Origin of the sequence: Arcticibacter tournemirensis (assembly GCF_006716645.1) — a bacterium.
GTDB lineage: Bacteria > Bacteroidota > Bacteroidia > Sphingobacteriales > Sphingobacteriaceae > Arcticibacter > Arcticibacter tournemirensis.
Genome location: NZ_VFPL01000001.1, coordinates 1,247,478 through 1,269,989 on the forward strand (window position 1 = coordinate 1,247,478; position 22,512 = coordinate 1,269,989).

A 22,512-nucleotide genomic window follows, 5' to 3' on the forward strand; every position below is an offset into this window, starting at 1 on the left:
CGCAAAAGTATCTCTAGCATGTTATGCTAGTATTAATTAAGGATTACCAAAAAAACTAATACTGATCGGCGATTTTCGCGCTTATACGACCTGTCAATAGCCTTCCGATTAAGGAGCCCTCAATAGAGAAAACCGAACAGCCACAAAGGGATTTTATTTTTAACGCCCAGTTCTATATCAGCTGAGGCGATGTATGAATCGGGGATGCCGGCAATCTGCTCATAGCCTTTTTGCCTTCCCCCTACTTCGAAGGTATACTGATGGTTGATGAGAAAGTCCCCTTTTGCCGGTAATTCTATATTATATCCTGAATTTTTCAGTTGGCTGGCAAAGAAAGATTCCCTTACACTCCCTTTATCAGGGTTTATTACGGATAATGCTTCAAACAAATTGGTGTTTTCAAGAAGGATCTTTCCTGGTTTTTCCAGTTTTCCAAACCCTTTACCCGAGGCATAAATATTGTTGATAAGCCGGGCTTTCTCAAGATAATGGAGGTATTGAACCAGAGTGTTACGCCCCATGGCGAGTTTCTTACTCAGATCATTGATATTGGGGGTAAATGGCACATGTTCAGAAAGAATACCAAGTAACTGGAACACTTTTCTTATATTCTGGTGGTCTATATTTTCAATAAATGCCAGGTCGTAGTCTATTACCAGCCTGATTACCTGCAGCAGTCGTGTTGGGTAAGAGGCCTTGTTCTCTTTATAAAAGGGATAATAACCGTTTGAAAGATAGGCGTTGAACAGCATAACAGGCTGTACTTTCTCTAATACTTTAGAGGCTAAGGACTGATGGTCTTTAATGATTTGTTCGAGGGTACAGGTGTTGAATACAATATTCTGATCGTATTCCAGGAATTCCCTGAATGATAACCCCGGTAGTTCATGTATAAGCGCACGCCTGCTGAGGTCGACCGGAAGCTGGAGCATATTAATAATGGATGAACCTGTGAATACGATGGAAATATCATGATAAAAATCATAGATATTTTTGATTTCTCTTGCCCAGTCGGGATATTTATGAACCTCATCAAGGAAAAAGTACTTTACCCCTTCAAGCCGTAATGCTTCGACAATTTGGATAAGCCTGGTCTTTGTGAAAGAAATATCATCAAGTGAAAGGTATATGGCATCTTCACCTTTTGAAGTGATTTCTTTGAGCTTTTGCAGTTGCAAAGTTGTTTTGCCCGTTCCTCTTGACCCCAGGATGCCTATTAACCTGTTAGTCCAGTCTATTTTGTGATAAAGAGTTCTTTTGAAGTTCATTGCCTGGTTGTTTACCAGGGCGGCTGATTTGATTCTAAGTTCTTCCATAATGCTCTACGAATATAGCACTTTTTAGCTAAAAGTGCTATATTTGTAGAGCATTATACTCTCGACGGAAGAAGATAAATCATTGGGAAGCGGGATAGAATGTACTAAAACTTCCAATGGCTTGTCTGTAAATGTGCCCCGGACGAAGTCGATCTGGTTATAGTATGCTATTTTTTGTTTCGGCGACAGTTGATATTTCCCGGTATTGGCTTTCAGAGAAGAAGGAGGAACGTTAAGCGTAGGGTTTTCAATTTTTTGAGAAACGATACCTGTTTATCAATCAAGAAAGCCATATCCACAATACAGATCAAGGATGAAGCGCTCGTGAGGAATGATTCAATTTAAGATATTTAGAGTAATATCCTCTCCGTGTATTTTTCAACCATTACTATGAGTATGTATATTTGTATATGGCGGCATCAATGGAGTCCCCTTCGCGTTTTCGCTGTATTCCCCTACTCGGAACTTATCACCAAAGATGTTAATTTCACTGTCCATTTTGACTTTATTGCACAAGAGAGCGGCCAATATTATTCCGGTAACATAAAGAGCGTAAATGAGATCGATTTGATAGGGATTTTGTCTCAGAATGGTGTAGATACGGCAAAGCTTGCGTTTATCAAGCCCTGGTCTGGTAAGTTACTCGATAATAGTCCCTATGCCAATCATTTGGATCGGTTCGTGTTCGGATTTCCAGGAACCGAAAAAGGCGCTTTTCCATTTATAGTACTAGGTGATGCTTATGGCATCTCAACTAAGCCAGGTGTAACTCTTTATCCTTATGGAGGAAGATACCGGAATATGTACAAGGAATTAGGTAATTCCCCGACTGAAATGGAGGGCGCTTATTTTTTAAGTAAGTACCAGGATACCCAGGGGAAACGACACCTCGTGGATATTAATCTGGTATTCCGATGTTTCGAGAAGAGAGTGAAACAACTGGATTTTTAAAGAAAGTTAATGAGCACCGTCTGTGGATATGACAGGCGGTGTTACAGCCCATTTGCATTAATCACATGTGTATTTAATCGTAAACCTGTTCCTGTAGAACGTGGAAATCTTGTCCGGTTTCCCCGGAGATTTGAATATATTTTTAAAAACGCTGACAATTGACCGGATTTTTCCCGACGGATCCTTTTCATACTGAAACGTGATGATGTTCACAGGAGCATTTTCCGATTCGTTAGTTTGAGTGGCTTTCACCAATTCGTTTTTTGAGGTCTTTCCATAGTAGCCGGGGAGGGTATAGTTATAAGTAAATTGATCCAGCTGAGCATTGATTCCAAACAAAGTGTTTGCTTCCTCATTATTATACTCAAATGTTGTCAGCTCTACAATAGAAGATGAATTCCACTTGCCGCTGATCTTTGTAAGATTACCATTGGTGTAAGTCAGCTTGCTCGTATGGACAGAGGGCTGCCCTACAGTTCCGTCCGATCGGGTAAAGTTATAAGTTGCCACTATTTCAATGAGATAACCTTCCTGGTTATACTTAAATACAGTCGTGTTATTCGGATCTGCACCAGTATAGCTGCTTATCCTGCCCTGTTCATCAAGCGTAAAATCGATAGTTCCCCCGAATCTCGACTTCATGATCAACTTCCCCGGACTAAACTGGAAATCGAACGATTTAAAGGCAGTATCCCTTGTAGCATTGGCCTGGATCATCCTGTTCTGATCATCATATTCGAAAGAATAGGTCTGGGTGTTCTTCCCAATTGAATCAGTTTGTTCAATGCCTGAAACCAGGCATTTTTCATCCGGCTTGTCCGATCTCTCTTCTTTGCTGCAGGCAAAGAGGAATGCGGCTGCTGAGATAAGGTAGATAAGAGTAAATTTTTTGATCATAAAGTTTATAATAAGCCTAAAGTGTTGAGGGCTAAGATAAGGATTTAATAATATTAAGCCGGAGGGATATTTTTCGGATGCAATCTGATTAACTCTGTCTAGTAGCCCGGATTTTGCTGAAGGTGGGAATTAAGTTGTTGGGCTCTTTCGGGAATGGGTAACAGAATATGATGAGCTTTAAAGCCCTTATTTCCCAGTACTTCTGCTGCTTTATTCCACCTGATCAGGCTCGTAAAACGATTGCCCTCTCTAAACATTTCCTGTTTCCAGATACTTTGCAGTTGTGTATATCCTTCTTCTGCATTAGCGAACGGAGTAAATGCGATGTTTCTTCTGCCTGCCAGAATACTAAGAGTAGAGGATGCTTCCGCGTATTGGCGTGTTGCTAATTGAGCTTCGGCCATGATCAGGTATATCTCCGTGAGACGTAAAATTGAATGAAAGCGCCCCCTGCCAAATGTTTCGTAGAAATAAGTTTCCTGGTTTGCTTGGTTAACATTCCAGAGGATCTCTTTATCACTCAAACTTTCGAATACTGCATTTGCGTTCGATGAGAATAAATACTTATTACTGTTTATTACTTCAGTAGTGTATTGGTAAGCACCGTTATAATCTTTTTTTGTAATCGCCAGTTTGGCCAAAAGACCGGCTGCTGCGGCTTTACTGAGCCTGTAACGGTCACTTTCGGGCCAGCTAAGAGGCAAAATGCGGTGTGCTTCTTCCAGGTCGTTGTTAACCTGTTGAAATACAGTTGCCTGGAATTGTGTAACAGGCGAAATCGTAGCAGATAGGTTTGTAGACGTGATTACAGGCACGTTGCCAAAATAGCTTCCCAGCATGAGGTACACATATCCCCTGAGTCCTTTTGCTTCTGCAGTAAATAATTCTTTTTCAGCTGACGGGAGATCAATATAAGAGGCGTAATAAATCACGGTATTGATCCTGGTAACTGCAGAAAATGCAGTATTCCAAAGCGTTAATATGGAGCCTTCAGAAGCGTCAAAAGAAAAGTCGTCAAAATGTCTGTAACCTGTTAAGCTGCCTGTCCCATCAGCATCGTCGCTCAACACGGCATCTGTTGCGTTAAATTGTTTCTGCACATCATAAATGCTTAAATATGCGGCGTTTAAGGCGAATTTCAGGTCGGTAGCATTTTTGACAATTGGCGCAGATCCTGAATTGTCAATGGCTCCTATAATGATTTTTGTAGCAGGAGTTCCATTCATCCCTACAGATATACTGGCATAGGGAAGCTCGGCAAGATCGGCTTCGTTTACAATCCCGTCACCGTTTATATCTTTTCTTTTAAAGTTTCCGGGCTTGGCATACGCCTGGCCGGGACTATTGTTAATTTCCTGCTCGGATTGAAAAAGGCCTTCCAATGCGAAACCTTGTGGTAATCCCGAAGCAGAAGTGCCTGTAGCAACTACGTTGCTGAGGATTTTTCCCGCCCGTTCCTTTTCTGCAACAATAAAATAGCTTCCGGGTGCTGCATTGATAACAACACTTCCATTAATATCAGTTTTTTGACTTTTAAAGGCCCTCTTATCTTTATAATCCTGTTTACTTAAATAGAGCGAAACTGTTGCTGATTCTGCCGGTCGTCCATCGGGGAAGTCTGCAGACCATTGGGTTGCATCATACACTTCGATCGTTAAACTTTCCTCATTTGAGGCGTCCTTTTTGCAGGAGCCAAGATGGCAGGAGAAGAAAATCAGTAATAGGACCTTTAAAGATGCTTTTACTTTGATGTTTTTTGAGAAGGCATGATAAGACATCAGTGAATTATTTTGAAACCAATGTATGTATTAGTTTCCTTCTGTGCAAGTAAGAAGAACGCGTTTTGAGTAAGGGCATTTCAGGTAAGAAATCGGGCAGATATTCCATTTTGTATTTTGTTGAATTTCAGCATAGTATTTGATGTTTTGCGTATGGAGCAGCTTTCTGTCATCAAAGCTGTAAAGAAAGAAATGAAAAGCGAGTTCTTTGTAGCGCTTTCTCAAGTTCATCCGTAATTGCAGAAATTATAAACTCCATAATTGTGAAAACATTAAGCTATGTATTACTTACGCTGATTTCCGTAATAACCTTATCATGCGAACGGGGAGATGGTCCGGACGGGTTGGACAGGACGGCGCTGTTAGGAAAGTGGAGGTTATCCGAGTCCCTGGCTGACCCCGGAGATGGAAGCGGACGCTGGAAACCAGTGGATGAAGAGTATAGTAAAAAGATCGTGGAATTTAAACGGAATGGTAAACTCGGAGGTACAGCATTTGGCGATCTCAACCAATATGTTATCAAAGACAGCGTCACGATCACCTTTTTAAAAGCAAACAAAAAAGAACAAGAATATTGGTATTCAATTAAAGATGACACTCTTGCCATGGGCCCGACATGGCCAACACACTGCCTCGAACCATGTGGGATGCGATTTGTGAAGGTAAAATAATAAGAAAATATAACTATATTTTTGCACTACCTATTTCCCAAATACAATGAAAAGAGAGGTATACAAACTTCATTTTTATACTCAGTATAATCAATTCTATATAGTCGATAAAGACGCCTCATTGGATACTGCGTCAACAGACCTTTGGCCTGATGACGCAGTATCGGAGCGCTTAGGGATTGTGGAAGGAACAATAGGGGTGTACACTGAGTGTTATGGCCCGGTTAAAGGCGAACTTGAAATATTGGACGAGCCAGGCAGAGGTGAATATAAGAAATATGATCATGTAGTGGAAGGCGGGATAGATGTAGTTTCTGGAGTTTTGCAAATACAAGATTGCCCAAATTCTTCTGTACAATTAGAATTAAAAGTGAACCCTGGACAATATAGAGTAAGAGTTTATTCTTCAAATCTTGCAAGTGTGCAAGGCGATGAGGGCGATGATTATTATAAAATAGAGATTTGGCCAGAGAAAAAAGGTATTACTCGAAAAGTATTGAAACAATATAACCCTTAAAGCCCTATTCTGACGGCCATCGTCGATACCTCCGTTCTGCCAGCCCAATCCATTTCCGGTAAAATAACCAACAGTAAAATTCCAGGGATCTTCGATGGCAGACATTTGCCAGTTGGCAGAAATTTTGTATTTTCATATATTACAATCCAATCATTAGCATAATTATTGTTCTGAATATTTGTAAATTTGAATATGGAAAGGTTGACCATCAGTATCCCCGCAGCAAAAAGCTCTCTGGTAAAGCAGATCCTAAAGGAGTTTGGTGTTGTTATACAGCCTGAAAAACAAACGGACATATCAGAATTCAGGAAAAAGTTGGCTAATGTCTCTGTTTGGTCTGATGACGACGTTAAGGTTTTTGAAGAAGGTAAAAGGGCTTTCGAAAACTTAAAGCCCCAACAATGGTAGCGGATACTGGAATTTTCATTGAGCACCTCCGGGCAAAAGACAAACTATCAACTACCCTTTACAAGATATCTGAAAATACCAGCATTTTTATTTCTGCAGTCACAGTGTACGAACTTTACATGGGAGCTACCACTAAAGAGAAAGAACAGGACGTTTCGGTAATAACTGAGAACTTTATCGTACTTCCTTTTACAGATGCAGTAGCTCAGAAAGCAGCAGAAATTTACCACAAGCTTCGGTTAAGCAATCAAATGATCGAGTTTCGGGATATTTTTATCGCAGCAACGTGTATCGTTAATGAACTTCCATTAGTTACACTCAATAAAAAACATTTCAAGCGAATTGAAGGATTAAAGATTCTGCGATAGAAGGAGTACCACAGTGGCAACCAGAGAATATTTCCTTGATAAAGCTAAAAAAAGGCTTGGAGTTAGGTCATCAGCAAGGTATAGAAAAAGGTACTGAGGGTGAGAGCCTCCCTTTACAGACTCACAGAATTTCTATTTTGCAAGCTATTTTTTCTTCTGACCAGGTAAACCAACGCGTTCTAAAATTATCCTGGCTTTAGCAGCTTTCTCTATAAAAAAAGGTTCGCCAGCATAACTTTTTACATTGTCGTTAACCACAGCTCGCGCTTGCTCGTGTTTGTGAATCTCCTTCTTATTTAACACCTGACATAGCATGTCCTTTTTAATATAACCAAATATACTCAATTAACATCTAAAGAGAAGTTAACGATGTTTTGTGATTTTGTAAGTGTTCGTAAGCCCGTAGTATGCTTTCTTCCCTAAAAAGATCTTTTTTTCGATTTGTCCATAATGCTCCAATAACATCTTTTACAGAATATTGGGGGTGTTGTGCCAGAATAAAATCAACGGATGCCAGGATTTCCAAAGAAAGCTCGGATGTGAAGTTTTTGAGAAAAAGCAGCATTCTCTGCAGTCTATCCCGATCCTCATCATTCATACTTCCAACATACCTGTTTACCTCGTCCCAGGTTTTGTAGTTCAACTTAAGCGGCTCAAACGGAGTCGCCTGACCTTGCTCTAGACCTTTTAAATAAACGCCGTTAAGATGATAAAGCACTTTCTCGACACCCACAGCATAGGGTCCATAAAGATGTGGTTTAAAGTCCAGCCGCAGTTTTTGGCCCATGCGTTGGAGAAAATAGGCTAGCTTATTTGCGGCGAAGAGACTGCTGTATTCACCAAAGCTCTCTAAGCCTCCATTGCCCGCACCAAGTGGCGGGATGGCAATACTCTGAATATTTTCATCTATAATAAGCTTCCGCAAGGCATTTAGTCCCTCTGTAATATACTCATATCTGGATGGATATCGCCAGTGTACTTTGGTTGGGAAGTTAATGATAAATTTCTTCCCGTATAGTAAATTCGAGTCCCAAACAGGAAGTAGTTTCCCTGGTGCCAGTGCCTTGTTTTTACAAGCTTCAACATAAACCTTATTGTTGTGGGGGAAAGCCTCTTTGAACTGTAAGGCAATTCCCTTACCCATTACACCTACGGTGTTAACGGTATTCACCAATGCTTGTACATCAGCTTTTAATAAATACCCTGTAACGAGTTCGATCATCAAAAAAAGGAATATGAGGCCAGTTATTCCGATGTGTTATTCGGTAACAAATTTCTTGTTTTCAATGAAATCATTAGAAGTTCCCTAATAATTTCATTAAACTATCTACACAGACTGCTCAGCGCTCGATCTTAAGGTAATATTACAAAATAACTCTATATTTTCTCTTCGAGCAATCTAAAAACCTCTGTCTTTATTAGATTAACCTGAACACGCTGCCATTTATCTTCCATTTTATTAATTGCCTGCTAACTGAACGAACGTTCTCATTATTTAAAAAATTATCTCGTGTCAGATTAAGTGAGTAGAAAATAAGTGTTTCTAAAAGTGACGCAGATCAAATTCTGTAAGCCTAAACTTTTTAAGTTTGAATAAACAAAAAATCACCCGCCATGTTAACAACGCCTGAAGAGGCAGACTTATCAAACCGGTACGATAAAATAATGAAGGAGAACCAGGACGAAGCCCTCCCTGGGATCATTAAGCACGTACTGGGAATCAATATCGTTAAAAAAGAGGTCCTTACCAGCAAGCTTCAGCAAACGAAAGAGCGGGAAGCTGACCGTTTAACAAAGGTAACAGACGGCAGCGGAAAAACCTATATTCTGAATATAGAGTGGCAGTCGCGGAATGATGCAAATATGCTATCAAGAATGCTTGAATACCGGGTGATGGCCCGGAGAAAATACCAGTTGCCGGTAAAACAGTATGTTCTTTATATGGGGAGCGAAAAGCTAACCATGAAAGATTGCATCGATGAAGAGGACCTTCAGTACCGATACCGGATCGTCAGCCTCTCAGAGATTGATTATAAATTCTTTCTAAAGTCAAACAAACCCGAGCAAAAAGTATTAGCAGTATTGGGAGAGTTCGGAAAGGATTCGGCAGAGCAGGTAATCGGGCAGATCCTGACGGGTATCCGCACGGAAGCAGAGAGTGATCTTTCAAAGAACAAATATTTCAACCAGTTGCGAATTTTAGCGCAATTACGTAATTTAGTAGAACAATTCAATACAGCCATGGAATCGGTTAGCACATTTTTCAAAGAAGAAAAAGACCCTTTATATCGCAAAGGGATAGTAAGAGGCATTGAAAAAGAGCGGGCTAAAGCGGAGCGGGAAAAGAAGGATGAAAAATTAGCTATAGCCCGTGAATTTAAAAAATTAGGAGTTGCCGTTGCAGATATAGCAAAAGGTACAGGTTTGCCCATAGCAGAGATAGAAAAGCTTTAACAGTCTCTTTCATTCAAAAAATATCAGGCATCTGTTTAATTCACAGGTGCCTTTTTTGTGCGGAAGCTCCGGTTAATTTAAACCGGCATTGCGCAGCTTTTCCTAATCCGGGTGGTAGCGTCCGTCCGAATAAGCAGCGCTATTTCAATTCTTCTTAACCTGCCGCTTGGGTATTTCGCCTGGAAGAGGTTTATCAGGAAGGAAATCTTTTATCGAGAATATAAATGGGACAACCTCAACTACTCCCAACCCTGTACCGGAGTCGCTAAGGCCCCCAACGTCTGATACTAAATGGAATCCTTATTTGAATTCCATATTTAATCCCTAATAGATGAAAAAAATATTATCAATAATAACGTCAATAGTTGTAGTTGGATGTGGATATAAAGGGCAGGATAAGGTTGCAAAGAATGATTCTGTCGTTGGTCAAAATGTTTATCTTCAGGAGAATAAAAAAAACGATTCGCCAGTCGAACTTGATAGCACAGCAACGCATCAGGGCGCGTTTGACTACATCCTTTCTTTGCATTTAAAGGATACGATAGATACGGTTTACCGGATACAAAATCAGGATAATAGTGTTGAAATGGTAAAAAAGTATTCTACAACCAGTGGTCAACACACTTATGATTGTTTTGAAATTGCGGATTTACCCACCGGGCTTACCTGGAACATCTTCTACGATAAAAAGGATACAGTGTTCTATATTACTGATAAATATGATGTTCAGGCACTCGGTGATACGATTGAACGCAGTAGTATAAACTTTAAACTAAAAACTGCGACGGTTGTGTCGACTGTTAATGAAACTAGGTACAAGGTAAATCTAGCCAAGATCTGGCCTAAATAATAGATTATCATGAGTTCCTTACCGTCATCCCGTTTTCCTACCCCTACTTCACTTACGGGATCATTTGATCATTATATACTTGGTATATTTTCTATTCAGCCAAACGGCGAGAAATTATATCCTTATGACGAACTAATAGGATTTTAGCAAGTAAAAATGATGAAAAAGTTTGCTTTCCCTGTTGTATTGTTTATTCTGATTTCTTGTAGAACCTCCCAGTCTATACCTGGTTATTATAACAGGTATACCGAACACCTTAAACTTGAAAAGGATTCAACATTCGAGTATAATAAAGCGTATGATCTTGCAGGTGTTAGCGCTTACGGTCTCTGGTCTGCTGGTGAAAATGGAGAGGTTTTTTTGAAAAGTGATTACGATTATGAACGACTTCCCCTGACTGTTGTGGAGAGCAGGACAACTGGTACAGGAACCAGGATTGAAATTAAAGAGGAGCAACCTGGAGCCATGTCATCCTGGAAAGGTACAATTTATAGCTCTTTTTATATAAATAGCCACAAATTTACCCGGGAATATTTAGGGCCGATGATTACTGATTCAGTTTTTAATGTAAAAACTATCCAGGTTGAGATCCGGTATAAAGATTCTTTGCTACGGTCAACCACTGGATTTATCAGGGATAGGGTTGGTACAATCAGGTATAACGTTCAGGATTCGTCGGCAAATAACTTTGTCGTATCAATTCCTTTAAAATCTCATTTTATGGCTTCTTTAGTTGTTTGTGATACTTTATACCTGAAAGGTAAAAAACTGATCTGGCCCGCTAAAGGCAAATATCCCTTTAAAAAGATAAAAGTCAGGGAGTAGGAAATTCGTTGTAGGTTTCTCTACAGACTAGGAAAAAGGGATATTCCGTCTGGAAGGCAGGTTTTCTCATCGATTTTTATTGCCTCCATTTACTTTCATAAAAACCCAAGATAAAATGACGACCGTCATTTTATCTCTATAAACGAACCGCTAACTTGCCATACCAAACCATTATTTACAGCAATGGACGAACCACTAAAAGGCCGTTTTATAGATCCCCTGAGCGATTTCGGCTTTAAATTTTATTTCAGTGAACAGAATAAAGCACTTTTAATAGACTTTCTGAATGCCCTGTTCGAAGGGAAAAAGAAAATAATAGATCTGGTTTATTTGCCCACAGAACAGATCGGCGATACCGATGAACACAAAAAAGGTATTTTTCGACCTGATGTGCCGCGACGATCAGGGTGAGGATTTTATCGTGGAAATGCAGCGGGCCTCTCAGTTTTTCTTCAGAGACCGGTCAGTGTTTTATGTTTCCCGTGCTATTAACCGGCAGTTACCGGCGGGTGCCCCAAGCTGGGACTATAACCTGACGGGAGTTTACATGATTGGCCTCCTGGAGTTTAAACTGGAGGAAACGCCTGTGGTTCCGGGACGGTATATCCGTGATATCTTTCTGACAGACAGGGAAACAGGAGAAATATTTTACAATAAGTTGCAGTATAAATTCATCGAACCCCGAAGGGCTCTATCAGGCCATTGAATACTGATAGTTTCTGATAAATTGCCTATTTTTGATAAATCGGAAGAGGAGCTGCAAACAGATGTAGACCGTTGGCTGTTCCTGCTAAAGAACTTAAGTAAACTGAATAAGATACCGGCATTGCTGAATAAAAGGATCTTTCAGAAGTTGTTCAGTATTGCCGAAGTAAGCAGACTAAATAAGGAGGAACGAATGATGTATGAAGCCAGCTTAAAAGCAAAACTTAGCGATAGCGATCTCTTGCGTGCCAATGAAAGCATACCATTCGCAAAATGGGATTATGAGAATACCATAAATATGCTGAGTTCCAGGCTGAGGCAAGAGGAAAAGCAGAAGGAAAAGCAGAAGGAAAAGCAGAAGGAAAAGCAGAAGGTGCTCATGAAAAAGCAGTAGCTATTGCCAGAGAAATGAAGAAAGAAGGGGTTCCCATTTACCAAATCCTGAAATTCACAGACCTTTCAGAAGAAGAGATAAAAAACCTGTAAGGGCGAGCAGAACTACACAACCTCCTCCCTCACAAACACCGTATGCCCGTTCTTCGGTTTTGTTTTCTTTAGCCGGATACCTTTCCGTTTTGAGGTAAAAAAGCCTAACGCTTTTTCCAGCGCCACGGGTTTGCAGAGAATTTTATCTTTAAAATAAATGTCCCGGAATATTTCAACGGCCATTTGTGGTTTTGAGAAGAAGCTGCCAGACAAGCGGGCTGAGATTAATTCCCGTAGCTTATCCTGATCAGAGAGCAAGCGGGGGCCGGTCTTTGTAATGGTACTTTTATCAAAATCGTAAAGGAGTTCGGGCTTGCCTTGTTCGTCTTTTAGGTTAATGGTAATCTTCCGGGTGCCGGTGCTTTTTTGGCATACTACTTCTACATCGATCCGGTCATTGGGAAGAGGGGCAGAGGGAACCAAAACTTCCAGTGGCTCGTCTGTAAATATGCCCCGGATGAAGTCGATCTGGTCTAAATTATAGTATGCTATTTTTTGTTTGGGCGGCAGTTGATATTCCCCGGCATTGGTTTTCAGAGAAGAAGGAGGAACGTTAAGTGTAGGGTTTTCAATTTTTTTGAGAAACGATAAAGGTGTATTCATCAGGAAAGCCATATCCCCGATAGAAAAGCCACACTTGTGCCGCACTTTCCAGACGCGGTAGGCGATCTCAAGTAAGATTGCATACGTTGAATAAAATACTCTGACAACCGTAGCCATGGCACAATACTAAAGTTTTTATATTGTCCGATCACATTCTTTTACGATCCAGAACTCCTACACTATATTCAACCTTGTGCGGACTGGATCTACTTCTTAGAAGCAGATGGACGTTACCTGACATTCTGGAGTAGCATTCTTCTGTTTTATAACAGGAATTTATCCGAATTCATTTCGTTTATTTCGTTTATTTTTGTGGAAAAATTATTCAAATGAAAATACTGGAGCAGATACGGAGACCTTCTAAGCTGGAGCAGAAAGTCGCTATCGAATCATATCCTACCCTGTTCTCTGTGCTGTCGCGCATTAATGTGGAGGGAGCCGAGATTGAGATTGAGGAAACCAATGAGCGGATTAAAATCCCTTTTAGGGCATTGGAACTTTTGGGGGAAATCCTAAAGGCGATGAGTGAGGGAATACCGTTTTCAGTTGTTCCGCTGGCAACAGAAGTAACCACACAGAAAGCTGCTGAGATAATTGGTTGTTCAAGACCGTATCTGGTCAAGCTTTTGGAAGATGGTAAGATCGATTTTGTAAAGGTTGGAAAACACCGTAGGATCAGGTATGAGGACGTAGTGGCATATAAGCAAAAGATAAAGAAAGATCAGAAAAAGAATATTATTGACATAATGAGTTTTGACGAAGAACTAGGGCTTTATGATTCATAGTGTCAGGTTTAAGGCTGTACTTGATACCAATGTAATTTTTCCAATAGTCGTCAGAGACTTGCTGTTTTGGTTTGCGTATTACGAGCTTTATACTCCAAAATGGAGTGATAACATTTTTGATGAATGGAAAGAGGTAATGATCAGAAAGGGAGTAAATGAAGCTGAGGCGCTGAAGCGTGTACAAAAGGCCAATGAAGCTTTTCCAGATGCGCTGGTCAAGAACTATCATGGACTGATAACAGAGCTGAACCTTCCAGACGAGGATGACCGTCATGTGCCGGCAGCTGCGATAAGGGCTAAATCACTGCTGCCAGTTTACTGATATCGTCATTGTAGAGCCGATCGTCCGCGCTTAGAGGCGGATAAAACTTCAGAAGTATTTGTTGTATTAAAGAAAAACTCCGGGGAGATTGTACAGAAGGTGCTGCTAATTCATCAATGATTTCGCCAATAAGCTTAGTCTTTTTTGCCTCATACTGGCTAACCATAAATTGTGATTCATCAATATTCTGATGCAATAAGATCATGGCATCAATCTTCTTCACTTCTTCAATAAGATCAGTCAATTTATAAATATCAGCCTTTTTCATAATAATTAAAATTAATAAATAATTTCAATAAATCCTTTGCTACTCTTTATCCCATTTCTGTTACGCCGGGTTTTATCAAACTTATCCATCCAGTATAATTGATCCCCCACGTAGAGGGGATATCTTTTATCTTCCCGTGTATATATTTTAACAATATAAGCATCTACTCCGAATTGTGCTAACGAATCAGGATATTTAAAGCTATCAATATTAGTGCCTAAAGGATTCAAGAACTCACTATTTATAAATGTAACAATATCTATGTCTTCCGGATCAGGTTTTTTAGTGACGAAAGATCCATCGATCCATTGCAACAGAGGCTGTCCACTCACTAATTCCTTTAGGGCTTTTGAATATCCAATGTAATTATTAAAAAGAGAAGTTCTGGTGTTGCTATTAATATTCAGAACAAACTCTTCCTTGAAATTATCTAAATCGCAAGGGATATTGTTGTTAGGTGTCAAAAGCCCCTTCGAGTTAAATTTGAGCATCAAAATTTATAATTTTCTCAGCAATAATAAAAAATATTATTCTTATTTGCCCCCATCCTCTAAGCACTTAATTTCCTTTTCCCGAATGGCGATCAATTTACTTTGGTATCCAGGTGGTCCTACATCGATTCTCCAGCTTCTTTAACAGAATCATATTCCTAAGCTCCTTGAGCTCTTTTTTCAAATTTTTCTTTTTCCCTGGCCCTGAAACTTTTTAGGGGTTCTTGCTGGTAATAATTACAGTTATCCATCCTACACCTCCTCCCTCACAAACACCGTATGCCCGTTCTTCGGTTTGGTTTTCTTTAGCCGGATACCTTTTCGTTTTGACGTGAAAAAGCCTAACGCTTTTTCCAGTGCCACTGGCTTGCAGAGAATTTTATCTTTAAAATAAATGTCCCGGAATATTTCAACGGCCATTTGTGGTTTTGAGAAGAAATCATGCTACTTCTACCTCTATCCGGTCATTGGGAAGAGGGGTAGAAGGAACCAAAACATCCAGGGGCTCGTCTGTAAATATGGCCCGGGTGAAGTCGATCTGGTCTAAATTATAGTATGCTATTTTTTGTTTGGGCGACAACTGATACTCCCCGGCATTGGTTTTCAGAGAGGAGGGAGGAACGTTAAGCGTAGGGTTTTCAATTTTTTTGAGAAACGATACTGGTGTATCCATCAGGAAAGCCATATCCCCGATCGAAAAGCCATACTTGTGCCGCACTTTCCAGACGCGGTAGGCGATCTCAAGTAAGATTGCATACGTTGAATAAAATACTTTGGCAACCGCGGACATGGTACAATACTAAAGCTTTTTATAATGGTATGTATTGTTCGATCCCATTCTTTTACGATCCAGAACCTTTTGCAGAAAAAGGATGTATAATCTGGTCCGGACCGATTCAATTAATAGCTTCTTCTGAACTATCTTTTCAGCATTTTCGTGAACAGCATGACTTGATACATATACAGTGGGGTAAGGTTGAACTCTTTCCTCCATCCTGGTGTTCATGCTATTTAACTCACTGTCTTTCTGCTTAATAATAGAGAAAGGCGAATGATTTTTAGTTTTTTGCCTGCAAGGATATTATTGTTATCTGGCATAGTATAAGGAGGATTTCGTTATCAGATGTAATCAATAGAGGCACCATTCATTCTATTTTGATTAGCTTTCTGCCCTTACTGTCAGTTGATATTTTTGAGCTTTAATCTAATCCATCAAAGTGTGACCAGCATCATTTTTAAAACCGTACGAAGCTTTTTAGCTTTGGTTATCACCAGAAACAACCATGTCACCAAAGTTATCCAAAGAAGCTGTTGACGATCCTTTGTGGAAGTCGGTACTCGAGCAAACATTTGTACATTTTCTAACTTTCTTTTTTCCGGAAGCCGATAAAATATTCGATTTAAGTAAGAAATTCGTTTACCTCGACAAAGAATTGCAGAGCATGTTCCCTCCCATGCCCCATAATAAAGGGGTGCGTTATGTTGATAAATTAGTACGGGTGTCACTCAGGGGAGGAGGGGAGAAATATGTGCTGATCCATGTAGAGGCACAGTCGGCCAAAGGCCATGCTGACCTGGCCCTCCGGATGTACGAGTACTATTCGCTGATCGTAAGCAAACACAAAGTACCGGTTACAGCCATAGCGATACTGGCAGACAGCAATGCGGGGTATCATCCCCGGGTTTATGAGCAGGAGTTTCTGGGAACGCGTTTCCGGTATGAATTTAACAGCTATAAGATCCTCGGTCAGGATGAAGCCGCTTTAAGGGATAATCCCAACCCGTTTGCCGTGGTGGTATTAACGGCCCTGATGGCGCTGCGACACACAGGTGCAGATGATAGTCAGTTACTTGACATTAAGCATGATCTTTATGATCAGATGATGTTACGCAAAATGGACAAGAAAGAACGGCGGGCCATTTATGATTTTCTGACATATTATGTGCAGTTTGAAAAACCAGAAATGATCCGTAAATTTGAGGAACAAATAAAAGAAAAACAAGGAAGGAGTACCACTGTGGGAACCAGAGAATATTTACTGGATAAGGCCAAAAGAGAAGGCATAGAACAAGGCTTGGTGCAAGGCATTGAAAAAGGCATTGAACAAGGTCTTGAACAAGGCAAGCGCGAAACTCTTTTTGAGATAGCCCTTAATTTGCTAAAAAAAGGGATATCAATAGATATTATCGCCGAATCTACGGGGCTTGCAAAAGATCAGATAGAAAAGCTGAGGTATAATTAATATTACCTTCTACACCACCACCTCCCTCACAAACACCGTATGCCCGTTCTTCGGTTTTGTTTTCTTTAGCCGGATACCTTTTCGCTTTGACGTAAAGAAACCCAGCGCTTTTTTCAGCGCCACTGGCTTGCAGAGGATTTTATCCTTTAAAATAAAGGATCCAGGAATATTTCAACGGCCATTTGTGGTTTTGACAAGAAGTCGCCGGAAAGGCGGGATGAGATTAATTCCTGCGGTTTATCCTGGTCAGAAAGCAAGCGGTGACCGGCCTTTGTAATACTACTTTTATCAAAATCGTAAAGGAGGCCTTGGCATACTATCAAGAGCAACCCCGCACTGAGAATGATATTCAAATGAAAGTCGGAGTGAGAATCAACGTTGATAGAATAAAAGCGCGGCAACCAATACGATTACAGCGCAAGGTTCTATGATCCGGTGATCGGGAGATGGATGACGGTAGATCCGCTTGCCGAATTGGGCAGACGCTTTTTCCGTATAATTATGTAGAAAATAATCCTATTAGAAACATCGATCCAGACGGGGTGTGGACAACCATAGCCGGAAGGGTAACATCTGAAAAAGGATCCGTTTACGCAGAGTTTTCGGTACCTACACAAAGTCTATTAAAAGGGGGAAAGAAGGATGGTTTAAGGTGATTGGCCCTAATGCTAGCAAGGCAATGAAGGCCGCGTTAGAAAAGCAAGGAGGTGACCTCTTGCCACAAATTAAGAATTTGTCCCCGATATTAAAGGTTAAGTAATAATGATTATGGAAAGAAATATTGAGTGGTTTAAGAAGGAAATCGCGCCGGTTTTAACGGACTATGAAATAACATATAAGCATTTTGAAAAAGGTGATTTTGGTTCGCTTAATCAGGTGGAGTTTAATTCAATTAAGCTAGGGGGAAATATAGACTTTTGGGGATCGAACCGGTTAGGGATACTTTTATGGTGCTACTCAGAAGATAGGGAACTAATAAATGTTTTACTGGAACCAAATGAGGAACCGGAGAAAGAAAGAGCAATAAATGATTTGTTAAACTTCTTGAACTCTTAAGTGCGTTGATTCAAGTTCGGAGGAACAAACTTCTCAGAGCCTGACCTGACGAAAGAAATCAGTGTAGAAGTGATGTATCGAAAGATGCCGGTGCAACCTGGACCAAAACCGGCGATAAGAAAACCGGCGTTCGCGGAACATTCACAACAGCCACCTACGCTATCAATGCTGCAAGCGAAAATTTCGCCACTCAGTATAACTAAGCAACTCCTGGAGCTCGCGAGCCAACCAATACTGACGCTTTAGGTCTATTAATCACAGTTTAATGAAAAACCTCTAATGATGTAAGGGATAGAATGATCTCCGGAAATATCATTTCTTGCTTTAAATAGATGCGGAAGAAACAGCTTGATGTGTCAAATCAGACTATTCCCTATCCAAAAGTAAGTCTTATCTTAGCCTCTTTAATCAGGGCGCCGAGTTAAAGGATACGGTTTACCGGATACAAAATCAGGATAATAGTGTTGAAATGGTAAAAAAGTATTCTACAACCAGTGGTCAATACACTTATGATTGTTTTGAGATTGCAGATTTACCTACCGGACTTACCTGGAATATCTTCTACGATAAAAAGGATACAGTGTTCTATATTACTGATAAATATGATGTTCAGGCAGTCGGTGATACGATTGAACGCAGTAGTATAAACTTTAAACTAAAAACTGCGACGGTTGTGTCGCCTGTTAATGAAACTAGGTACAAGGTAAATCTAGCCAAGATCTGGCCTAAATAATAGATTATCATGAGTTCCTTACCGTCATCCCGTTTTCCTACCCCTACTTCACTTACGGGATCATTTGATCATTATATACTTGGTATATTTTCTATTCAGCCAAACGGCCAGAAATTATATCCTTATGACGAACTAATAGGATTTTAGCAAGTAAAAATGATGAAAAAGTTTGCTTTCCCTGTTGTATTGTTTATTCTGATTTCTTGTAGAACCTCCCAGTCTATACCTGGTTATTATAACAGGTATACCGAACACCTTAAACTTGAAAAGGACTCCACATTTGAGTATAATAAAGCGTATGATCTTACAGGTGTTAGCGCTTGTGGTTACTGGTCTGCAGGTGAAAATGGAGAGGTTTTTTTGAAAAGTGATTATGATTATGAACGACTTCCCCTGACTGTTGTGGAGAGCAGGACAACTGGTACAGGAACCAGGATTGAAATTAAAGAGGAGCAACCTGGAGCCATGTCATCCTGGAAAGGTACAATTTATAGCTCTTTTTATATAAATAGCCGCAAATTCACCCGGGAATATTTAGGGCCAATGATTACCGATTCAGTTTTTAAAGTAAAAACTATCCAGGTTGAGATCAGGTATAAAGATTCTTTGCTACGGTCAACCACTGGATTTATCAGGGATAGGGTTGGTACAATCAGGTATAACGTTCAGGATTCGTCGGCAAATAACTTTGTCGTATCAATTCCTTTAAAATCTCATTTTATGGCTTCTTTAGTTGTTTCGGATACTTTATACCTGAAAGGTAAAAAACTGATCTGGCCCGCTAAAGGCAAATATCCCTTTAAAAAGATAAAAGTTAGGGAGTAGGAATTCGTTATAGGTTTCTCTACAGACTAGGAAAAAGGGATATTCCGTCTGGATACAGGTTTTCTCATAGATTTTTATTGCCTCCATTTACTTTCATAAAAACCCAAGATAAAATGACGACCGTCATTTTATCTCTATAAACGAACCGCTAACTTGCCATACCAAACCATTATTTACAGCAATGGACGAACCACTAAAAGGCCGTTTTATAGATCCCCTGAGCGATTTCGGCTTTAAATTTTATTTCAGTGAACAGAATAAAGCACTTTTAATAGACTTTCTGAATGCCCTGTTCGAAGGGAAAAAGAAAATAATAGATCTGGTTTATTTGCCCACAGAACAGATCGGTGATACCGATGAACACAAAAAAGTATTTTTTGACCTGATGTGCCGGGACGATCAGGGTGAGGATTTTATCGTGGAAATGCAGCGGGCCTCTCAGTTTTTCTTCCGCGACCGGTCAGTGTTTTATGTCTCCCGTGCTATTAACCGGCAGTTACCGGCGGGAGGGCCAAGCTGGGATTATAAGCTGACGGGAGTATACATGATTGGCCTGCTGGAGTTTAAACTGGAGGAAACGCCTGTGGTTCCGGGACGGTATATCCGTGATATCTTTCTGACAGACAGAGAAACAGGAGAAATATTTTACAATAAGTTGCAGTATAAATTCATCGAACCCCGAAGGGCTCTATCAGGCCATTGAATACTGATAGTTTCTGATAAATTGCCTATTTTTGATAAATCGGAAGAGGAGCTGCAAACCGATGTAGACCGTTGGCTGTTCCTGCTAAAGAACTTAAGTAAACTGAATAAGATACCGGCATTGCTGAATAAAAGGATCTTTCAGAAGTTGTTCAGTATTGCCGAAGTAAGCAGACTAAATAAGGAGGAACGAATGATGTATGAAGCCAGCTTAAAAGCAAAACTTAGCGATAGCGATCTCTTGCGTGCCAATGAAAGCATACCATTCGCAAAATGGGATTATGAGAATACCATAAAATATGCTGAGTTCCAGGCTGAGGCAAGAGGAAAAGCAGAAGGAAAAGCAGAAGGAAAAGCAGAAGGAAAAGCAGAAGGTGCTCATGAAAAAGCAGTAGCTATTGCCAGAGAAATGAAGAAAGAAGGGGTTCCCATTTACCAAATCCTGAAATTCACAGACCTTTCAGAAGAAGAGATAAAAAACCTGTAAGGGCGAGCAGAACTACACAACCTCCTCCCTCACAAACACCGTATGCCCGTTCTTCGGTTTGGTTTTCTTTAGCCGGATACCTTTTCGTTTTGACGTGAAAAAGCCTAACGCTTTTTCCAGTGCCACGGGTTTGCAGAGAATTTTATCTTTAAAATAAATGTCCCGGAATATTTCAACGGCCATTTGTGGTTTTGAGAAGAAGCTGCCAGACAAGCGGGCTGAGATTAATTCCCGTAGCTTATCCTGATCAGAGAGCAAGCGGGGGCCGGTCTTTGTAATGGTACTTTTATCAAAATCGTAAAGGAGTTCGGGCTTGCCTTGTTCGTCTTTTAGGTTAATGGTAATCTTCCGGCTGCCGGTGCTTTTTTGGCATACTACTTCTACATCGATCCGGTCATTGGGAAGAGGGGCAGAGGGAACCAAAACTTCCAGTGGCTCGTCTGTAAATATGCCCCGGATGAAGTCGATCTGGTCTAAATTATAGTATGCTATTTTTTGTTTGGACGGCAGTTGATATTCCCCGGCATTGGTTTTCAGAGAAGAAGGAGGAACGTTAAGTGTAGGGTTTTCAATTTTTTTGAGAAACGATAAAGGTGTATCCATCAGGAAAGCCATATCCCCGATAGAAAAGCCATATTTGTGCCGCACATTCCAGGCGCGGTAGGCGATCTCAAGTAAGATTGCATACGTTGAATAAAATACTTTGGCAACCGTAGCCATGGTACAATACTAAAGTTTTTTATAATGATATGTATTGTCCGATCCCATTTTTTTACGATCCAGAACTCCTTGCGTATAGAGGATATTCAACCTTGTGCGGACTGAATCTATTAATAGTTTCTTCTGAACTACTTCTTCGCATTTTTTATGTATCGCATCGCCTGGCATATATTCACTGTCAAAAAAGCCGTTTTCGATTAAAATTGAAACAGCTTTCTCAATACCCCCTGCTTTCACATCGTCGGCAATGGACTTTGGTACTTTATTTTGCGCCAGCAATGGTTCAAGAGGTAAAAAATCATGAAGAGACACTTCGCCTAGATTTTTGTAATAAGGATCGTGATTGGCTGAATCCTTGTCTTCGCTAGTTTTTTCATTAAAGTGTCTAGCGAGGTCATTAAGTTGGCCGAAGTTGTATTTATCTGTAGTGCTTGGATTTTCAATCTTTCCAATTGCTCCGATGCTTAATTCTGTGGTGACGTTAATGTCTGTCTGACTAACCTCTCTTTCTTCCCTGTACTGTTTAACTTTATTTAGAGCAAATAAATCAGGAGCAGTAATTTTTTTCGATAAAGTTTTTTTTGATGGTTTACGCCCTTTTTTTGCCATATCCGAAGCAAAAAAAATTTGGCTCTATATAATTTACTATGATTATATATTTTATAAATTAAAAATGATATATTTGTATTGATAATAAATGATTTAAGTGAATATTTTACCTGTTTCTTGTAAAATGAAATCAATGCTTGTAAATTATTCAATTTTGGAATAAAATATACCAGTAAGGTATTTGAATTAAGAACCTCTACAGCAAATTCCGACAAATTTGATTCAAGAGAGGCGATAGATTTCAAATGCCCTGGCTAAAATGTGCTATATTAGCATCCTATAGCCTGGGCGACTATCGTATCCGTCTTGAGAGGCGTCGGAACCTTGCTGTTCGGAAGATAGGAGCCCGGCTTTTTGCCGCCTGTACTCTGAGGTTCATTATTTTAAATAATAATGAACGAAAGACCGACAACAGTTTCAGTATCCCCAAGGAGATTTAATG

27 protein-coding genes and 2 pseudogenes are annotated in these 22,512 nt (G+C 40.1%); 17 read left to right on the forward strand and 12 right to left on the reverse strand.

Annotated elements, in window-relative coordinates:
• Positions 1-119 precede the first annotated feature (119 nt).
• Positions 120-1,316, reverse strand: coding sequence for an ATP-binding protein (locus tag BDE36_RS05265; protein WP_141814007.1), 1,197 nt, complete (start codon positions 1,314-1,316; stop codon positions 120-122).
• A 390-nt stretch (positions 1,317-1,706) separates the two neighbouring features.
• Here BDE36_RS05265 and BDE36_RS05270 point away from each other — a divergent pair, with 390 nt between their 5' ends.
• Positions 1,707-2,267, forward strand: coding sequence for a hypothetical protein (locus tag BDE36_RS05270; protein ID WP_141814008.1), 561 nt, complete (start codon positions 1,707-1,709; stop codon positions 2,265-2,267).
• A 57-nt stretch (positions 2,268-2,324) separates the two neighbouring features.
• On the opposite strand, the gene BDE36_RS05275 is transcribed toward BDE36_RS05270, so the two are convergent.
• Complete coding sequence (locus BDE36_RS05275; protein WP_141814009.1) at positions 2,325-3,164, reverse strand: DUF4595 domain-containing protein; 840 nt, start codon at positions 3,162-3,164, stop codon at positions 2,325-2,327.
• A 98-nt stretch (positions 3,165-3,262) separates the two neighbouring features.
• The gene (locus tag BDE36_RS05280) at positions 3,263-4,942 is read right to left on the reverse strand and encodes a RagB/SusD family nutrient uptake outer membrane protein (protein WP_141814010.1); all 1,680 of its coding nucleotides are present in this window, start codon (positions 4,940-4,942) and stop codon (positions 3,263-3,265) included.
• Between the two features lie 263 nt (positions 4,943-5,205).
• On the opposite strand from BDE36_RS05280, the gene BDE36_RS05285 reads away from it, so the two are divergent.
• The 4 genes from BDE36_RS05285 (at position 5,206) to BDE36_RS05300 (ending at position 6,906) form a co-directional block, all read left to right on the forward strand.
• Positions 5,206-5,613: a hypothetical protein gene (locus BDE36_RS05285; RefSeq protein ID WP_141814011.1), complete on the forward strand. Its 408-nt coding sequence runs from the start codon at positions 5,206-5,208 to the stop codon at positions 5,611-5,613.
• 46 nt (positions 5,614-5,659) lie between these two features.
• On the forward strand, positions 5,660-6,130 hold the full coding sequence (locus tag BDE36_RS05290) for a hypothetical protein (protein WP_141814012.1): 471 nt from the start codon (positions 5,660-5,662) through the stop codon (positions 6,128-6,130).
• A gap of 192 nt (positions 6,131-6,322) precedes the next feature.
• Positions 6,323-6,538, forward strand: a complete 216-nt coding sequence (locus BDE36_RS05295) for a hypothetical protein (RefSeq protein WP_141814013.1) — start codon at positions 6,323-6,325, stop codon at positions 6,536-6,538.
• Entirely contained in the window at positions 6,532-6,906 is a 375-nt protein-coding gene (locus BDE36_RS05300) for a type II toxin-antitoxin system VapC family toxin (protein ID WP_141814014.1), read from the forward strand. The genes BDE36_RS05295 and BDE36_RS05300 overlap by 7 nt, the downstream gene beginning before the upstream one ends.
• Before the next feature lie 352 nt (positions 6,907-7,258).
• Here the strand turns inward: BDE36_RS05300 and BDE36_RS05305 are convergent, their stop codons facing one another.
• On the reverse strand, positions 7,259-8,128 hold the full coding sequence (locus BDE36_RS05305; protein ID WP_141814015.1) for a macro domain-containing protein: 870 nt from the start codon (positions 8,126-8,128) through the stop codon (positions 7,259-7,261).
• Between the two features lie 392 nt (positions 8,129-8,520).
• Here BDE36_RS05305 and BDE36_RS05310 point away from each other — a divergent pair, with 392 nt between their 5' ends.
• The 5 genes and pseudogenes from BDE36_RS05310 (at position 8,521) to BDE36_RS05330 (ending at position 12,134) form a co-directional block, all read left to right on the forward strand.
• The gene (locus BDE36_RS05310) at positions 8,521-9,360 is read left to right on the forward strand and encodes an Rpn family recombination-promoting nuclease/putative transposase (RefSeq protein WP_141814016.1); all 840 of its coding nucleotides are present in this window, start codon (positions 8,521-8,523) and stop codon (positions 9,358-9,360) included.
• Positions 9,361-9,691: 331 nt separating this feature from the next.
• Positions 9,692-10,210 carry a hypothetical protein gene (locus tag BDE36_RS05315; protein WP_141814017.1) on the forward strand — a complete coding sequence of 173 codons (519 nt, stop codon included), beginning with the start codon at positions 9,692-9,694 and terminating at the stop codon, positions 10,208-10,210.
• Between the two features lie 156 nt (positions 10,211-10,366).
• A complete protein-coding gene (locus BDE36_RS05320; RefSeq protein WP_141814018.1) occupies positions 10,367-11,035 on the forward strand; it encodes a hypothetical protein in 669 nt (222 codons plus the stop codon).
• Between the two features lie 183 nt (positions 11,036-11,218).
• Positions 11,219-11,446: a PD-(D/E)XK nuclease family transposase gene (locus tag BDE36_RS24290; protein WP_141814019.1), complete on the forward strand. Its 228-nt coding sequence runs from the start codon at positions 11,219-11,221 to the stop codon at positions 11,444-11,446.
• A pseudogene (locus BDE36_RS05330) lies at positions 11,424-12,134 on the forward strand (PD-(D/E)XK nuclease family transposase). Before BDE36_RS24290 ends, BDE36_RS05330 begins: the two are co-directional and overlap by 23 nt.
• A 104-nt stretch (positions 12,135-12,238) precedes the next feature.
• Here BDE36_RS05330 and BDE36_RS05335 read toward each other — a convergent pair.
• The gene (locus BDE36_RS05335) at positions 12,239-12,946 is read right to left on the reverse strand and encodes a helix-turn-helix domain-containing protein (protein ID WP_141814020.1); all 708 of its coding nucleotides are present in this window, start codon (positions 12,944-12,946) and stop codon (positions 12,239-12,241) included.
• 212 nt (positions 12,947-13,158) lie between these two features.
• Here BDE36_RS05335 and BDE36_RS05340 point away from each other — a divergent pair, with 212 nt between their 5' ends.
• Both BDE36_RS05340 and BDE36_RS05345 read left to right on the forward strand, forming a co-directional pair.
• Positions 13,159-13,614: an excisionase family DNA-binding protein gene (locus BDE36_RS05340; RefSeq protein WP_141814021.1), complete on the forward strand. Its 456-nt coding sequence runs from the start codon at positions 13,159-13,161 to the stop codon at positions 13,612-13,614.
• Entirely contained in the window at positions 13,604-13,936 is a 333-nt protein-coding gene (locus BDE36_RS05345) for a PIN domain-containing protein (RefSeq protein WP_141814022.1), read from the forward strand. Before BDE36_RS05340 ends, BDE36_RS05345 begins: the two co-directional genes overlap by 11 nt.
• Here the strand turns inward: BDE36_RS05345 and BDE36_RS05350 are convergent.
• The 5 genes from BDE36_RS05350 to BDE36_RS23575 form a co-directional block, all read right to left on the reverse strand.
• Positions 13,911-14,204, reverse strand: a complete 294-nt coding sequence (locus BDE36_RS05350; protein ID WP_141814023.1) for a hypothetical protein — start codon at positions 14,202-14,204, stop codon at positions 13,911-13,913. The two genes, BDE36_RS05345 and BDE36_RS05350, sit on opposite strands and share 26 nt — an antisense overlap.
• 11 nt (positions 14,205-14,215) lie before the next feature.
• Positions 14,216-14,695 carry a DUF6932 family protein gene (locus BDE36_RS05355; protein WP_141814024.1) on the reverse strand — a complete coding sequence of 160 codons (480 nt, stop codon included), beginning with the start codon at positions 14,693-14,695 and terminating at the stop codon, positions 14,216-14,218.
• Positions 14,696-14,947: 252 nt separating this feature from the next.
• Positions 14,948-15,115, reverse strand: coding sequence for a hypothetical protein (locus BDE36_RS23570; RefSeq protein ID WP_161987545.1), 168 nt, complete (start codon positions 15,113-15,115; stop codon positions 14,948-14,950).
• A 19-nt stretch (positions 15,116-15,134) separates the two neighbouring features.
• Positions 15,135-15,485, reverse strand: coding sequence for a helix-turn-helix domain-containing protein (locus tag BDE36_RS05360; RefSeq protein WP_141814025.1), 351 nt, complete (start codon positions 15,483-15,485; stop codon positions 15,135-15,137).
• Between the two features lie 9 nt (positions 15,486-15,494).
• A complete protein-coding gene (locus BDE36_RS23575) occupies positions 15,495-15,701 on the reverse strand; it encodes a hypothetical protein (protein ID WP_161993435.1) in 207 nt (68 codons plus the stop codon).
• A 277-nt stretch (positions 15,702-15,978) separates the two neighbouring features.
• Between BDE36_RS23575 and BDE36_RS05365 the strand changes: the two genes are divergently transcribed.
• The 5 genes and pseudogenes from BDE36_RS05365 to BDE36_RS05390 all read left to right on the forward strand — a co-directional run bounded on the left by BDE36_RS05365 (position 15,979) and on the right by BDE36_RS05390 (position 20,741).
• Complete coding sequence (locus tag BDE36_RS05365; protein WP_141814026.1) at positions 15,979-16,938, forward strand: RpnC/YadD family protein; 960 nt, start codon at positions 15,979-15,981, stop codon at positions 16,936-16,938.
• Between the two features lie 768 nt (positions 16,939-17,706).
• The gene (locus BDE36_RS05375) at positions 17,707-17,994 is read left to right on the forward strand and encodes a hypothetical protein (RefSeq protein WP_141814027.1); all 288 of its coding nucleotides are present in this window, start codon (positions 17,707-17,709) and stop codon (positions 17,992-17,994) included.
• Positions 17,995-18,463: 469 nt separating this feature from the next.
• A complete protein-coding gene (locus BDE36_RS05380; protein WP_141814028.1) occupies positions 18,464-18,727 on the forward strand; it encodes a hypothetical protein in 264 nt (87 codons plus the stop codon).
• A gap of 156 nt (positions 18,728-18,883) precedes the next feature.
• Positions 18,884-19,552: a hypothetical protein gene (locus BDE36_RS05385; RefSeq protein ID WP_141814029.1), complete on the forward strand. Its 669-nt coding sequence runs from the start codon at positions 18,884-18,886 to the stop codon at positions 19,550-19,552.
• A 181-nt stretch (positions 19,553-19,733) separates the two neighbouring features.
• Positions 19,734-20,741 (forward strand): annotated as a pseudogene (locus BDE36_RS05390) (Rpn family recombination-promoting nuclease/putative transposase).
• Between the two features lie 12 nt (positions 20,742-20,753).
• Here BDE36_RS05390 and BDE36_RS05395 read toward each other — a convergent pair.
• Positions 20,754-21,461, reverse strand: a complete 708-nt coding sequence (locus BDE36_RS05395) for a hypothetical protein (protein ID WP_141814030.1) — start codon at positions 21,459-21,461, stop codon at positions 20,754-20,756.
• 9 nt (positions 21,462-21,470) lie between these two features.
• Entirely contained in the window at positions 21,471-22,070 is a 600-nt protein-coding gene (locus BDE36_RS05400) for a hypothetical protein (RefSeq protein WP_141814031.1), read from the reverse strand.
• Positions 22,071-22,512: the final 442 nt, after the last annotated feature.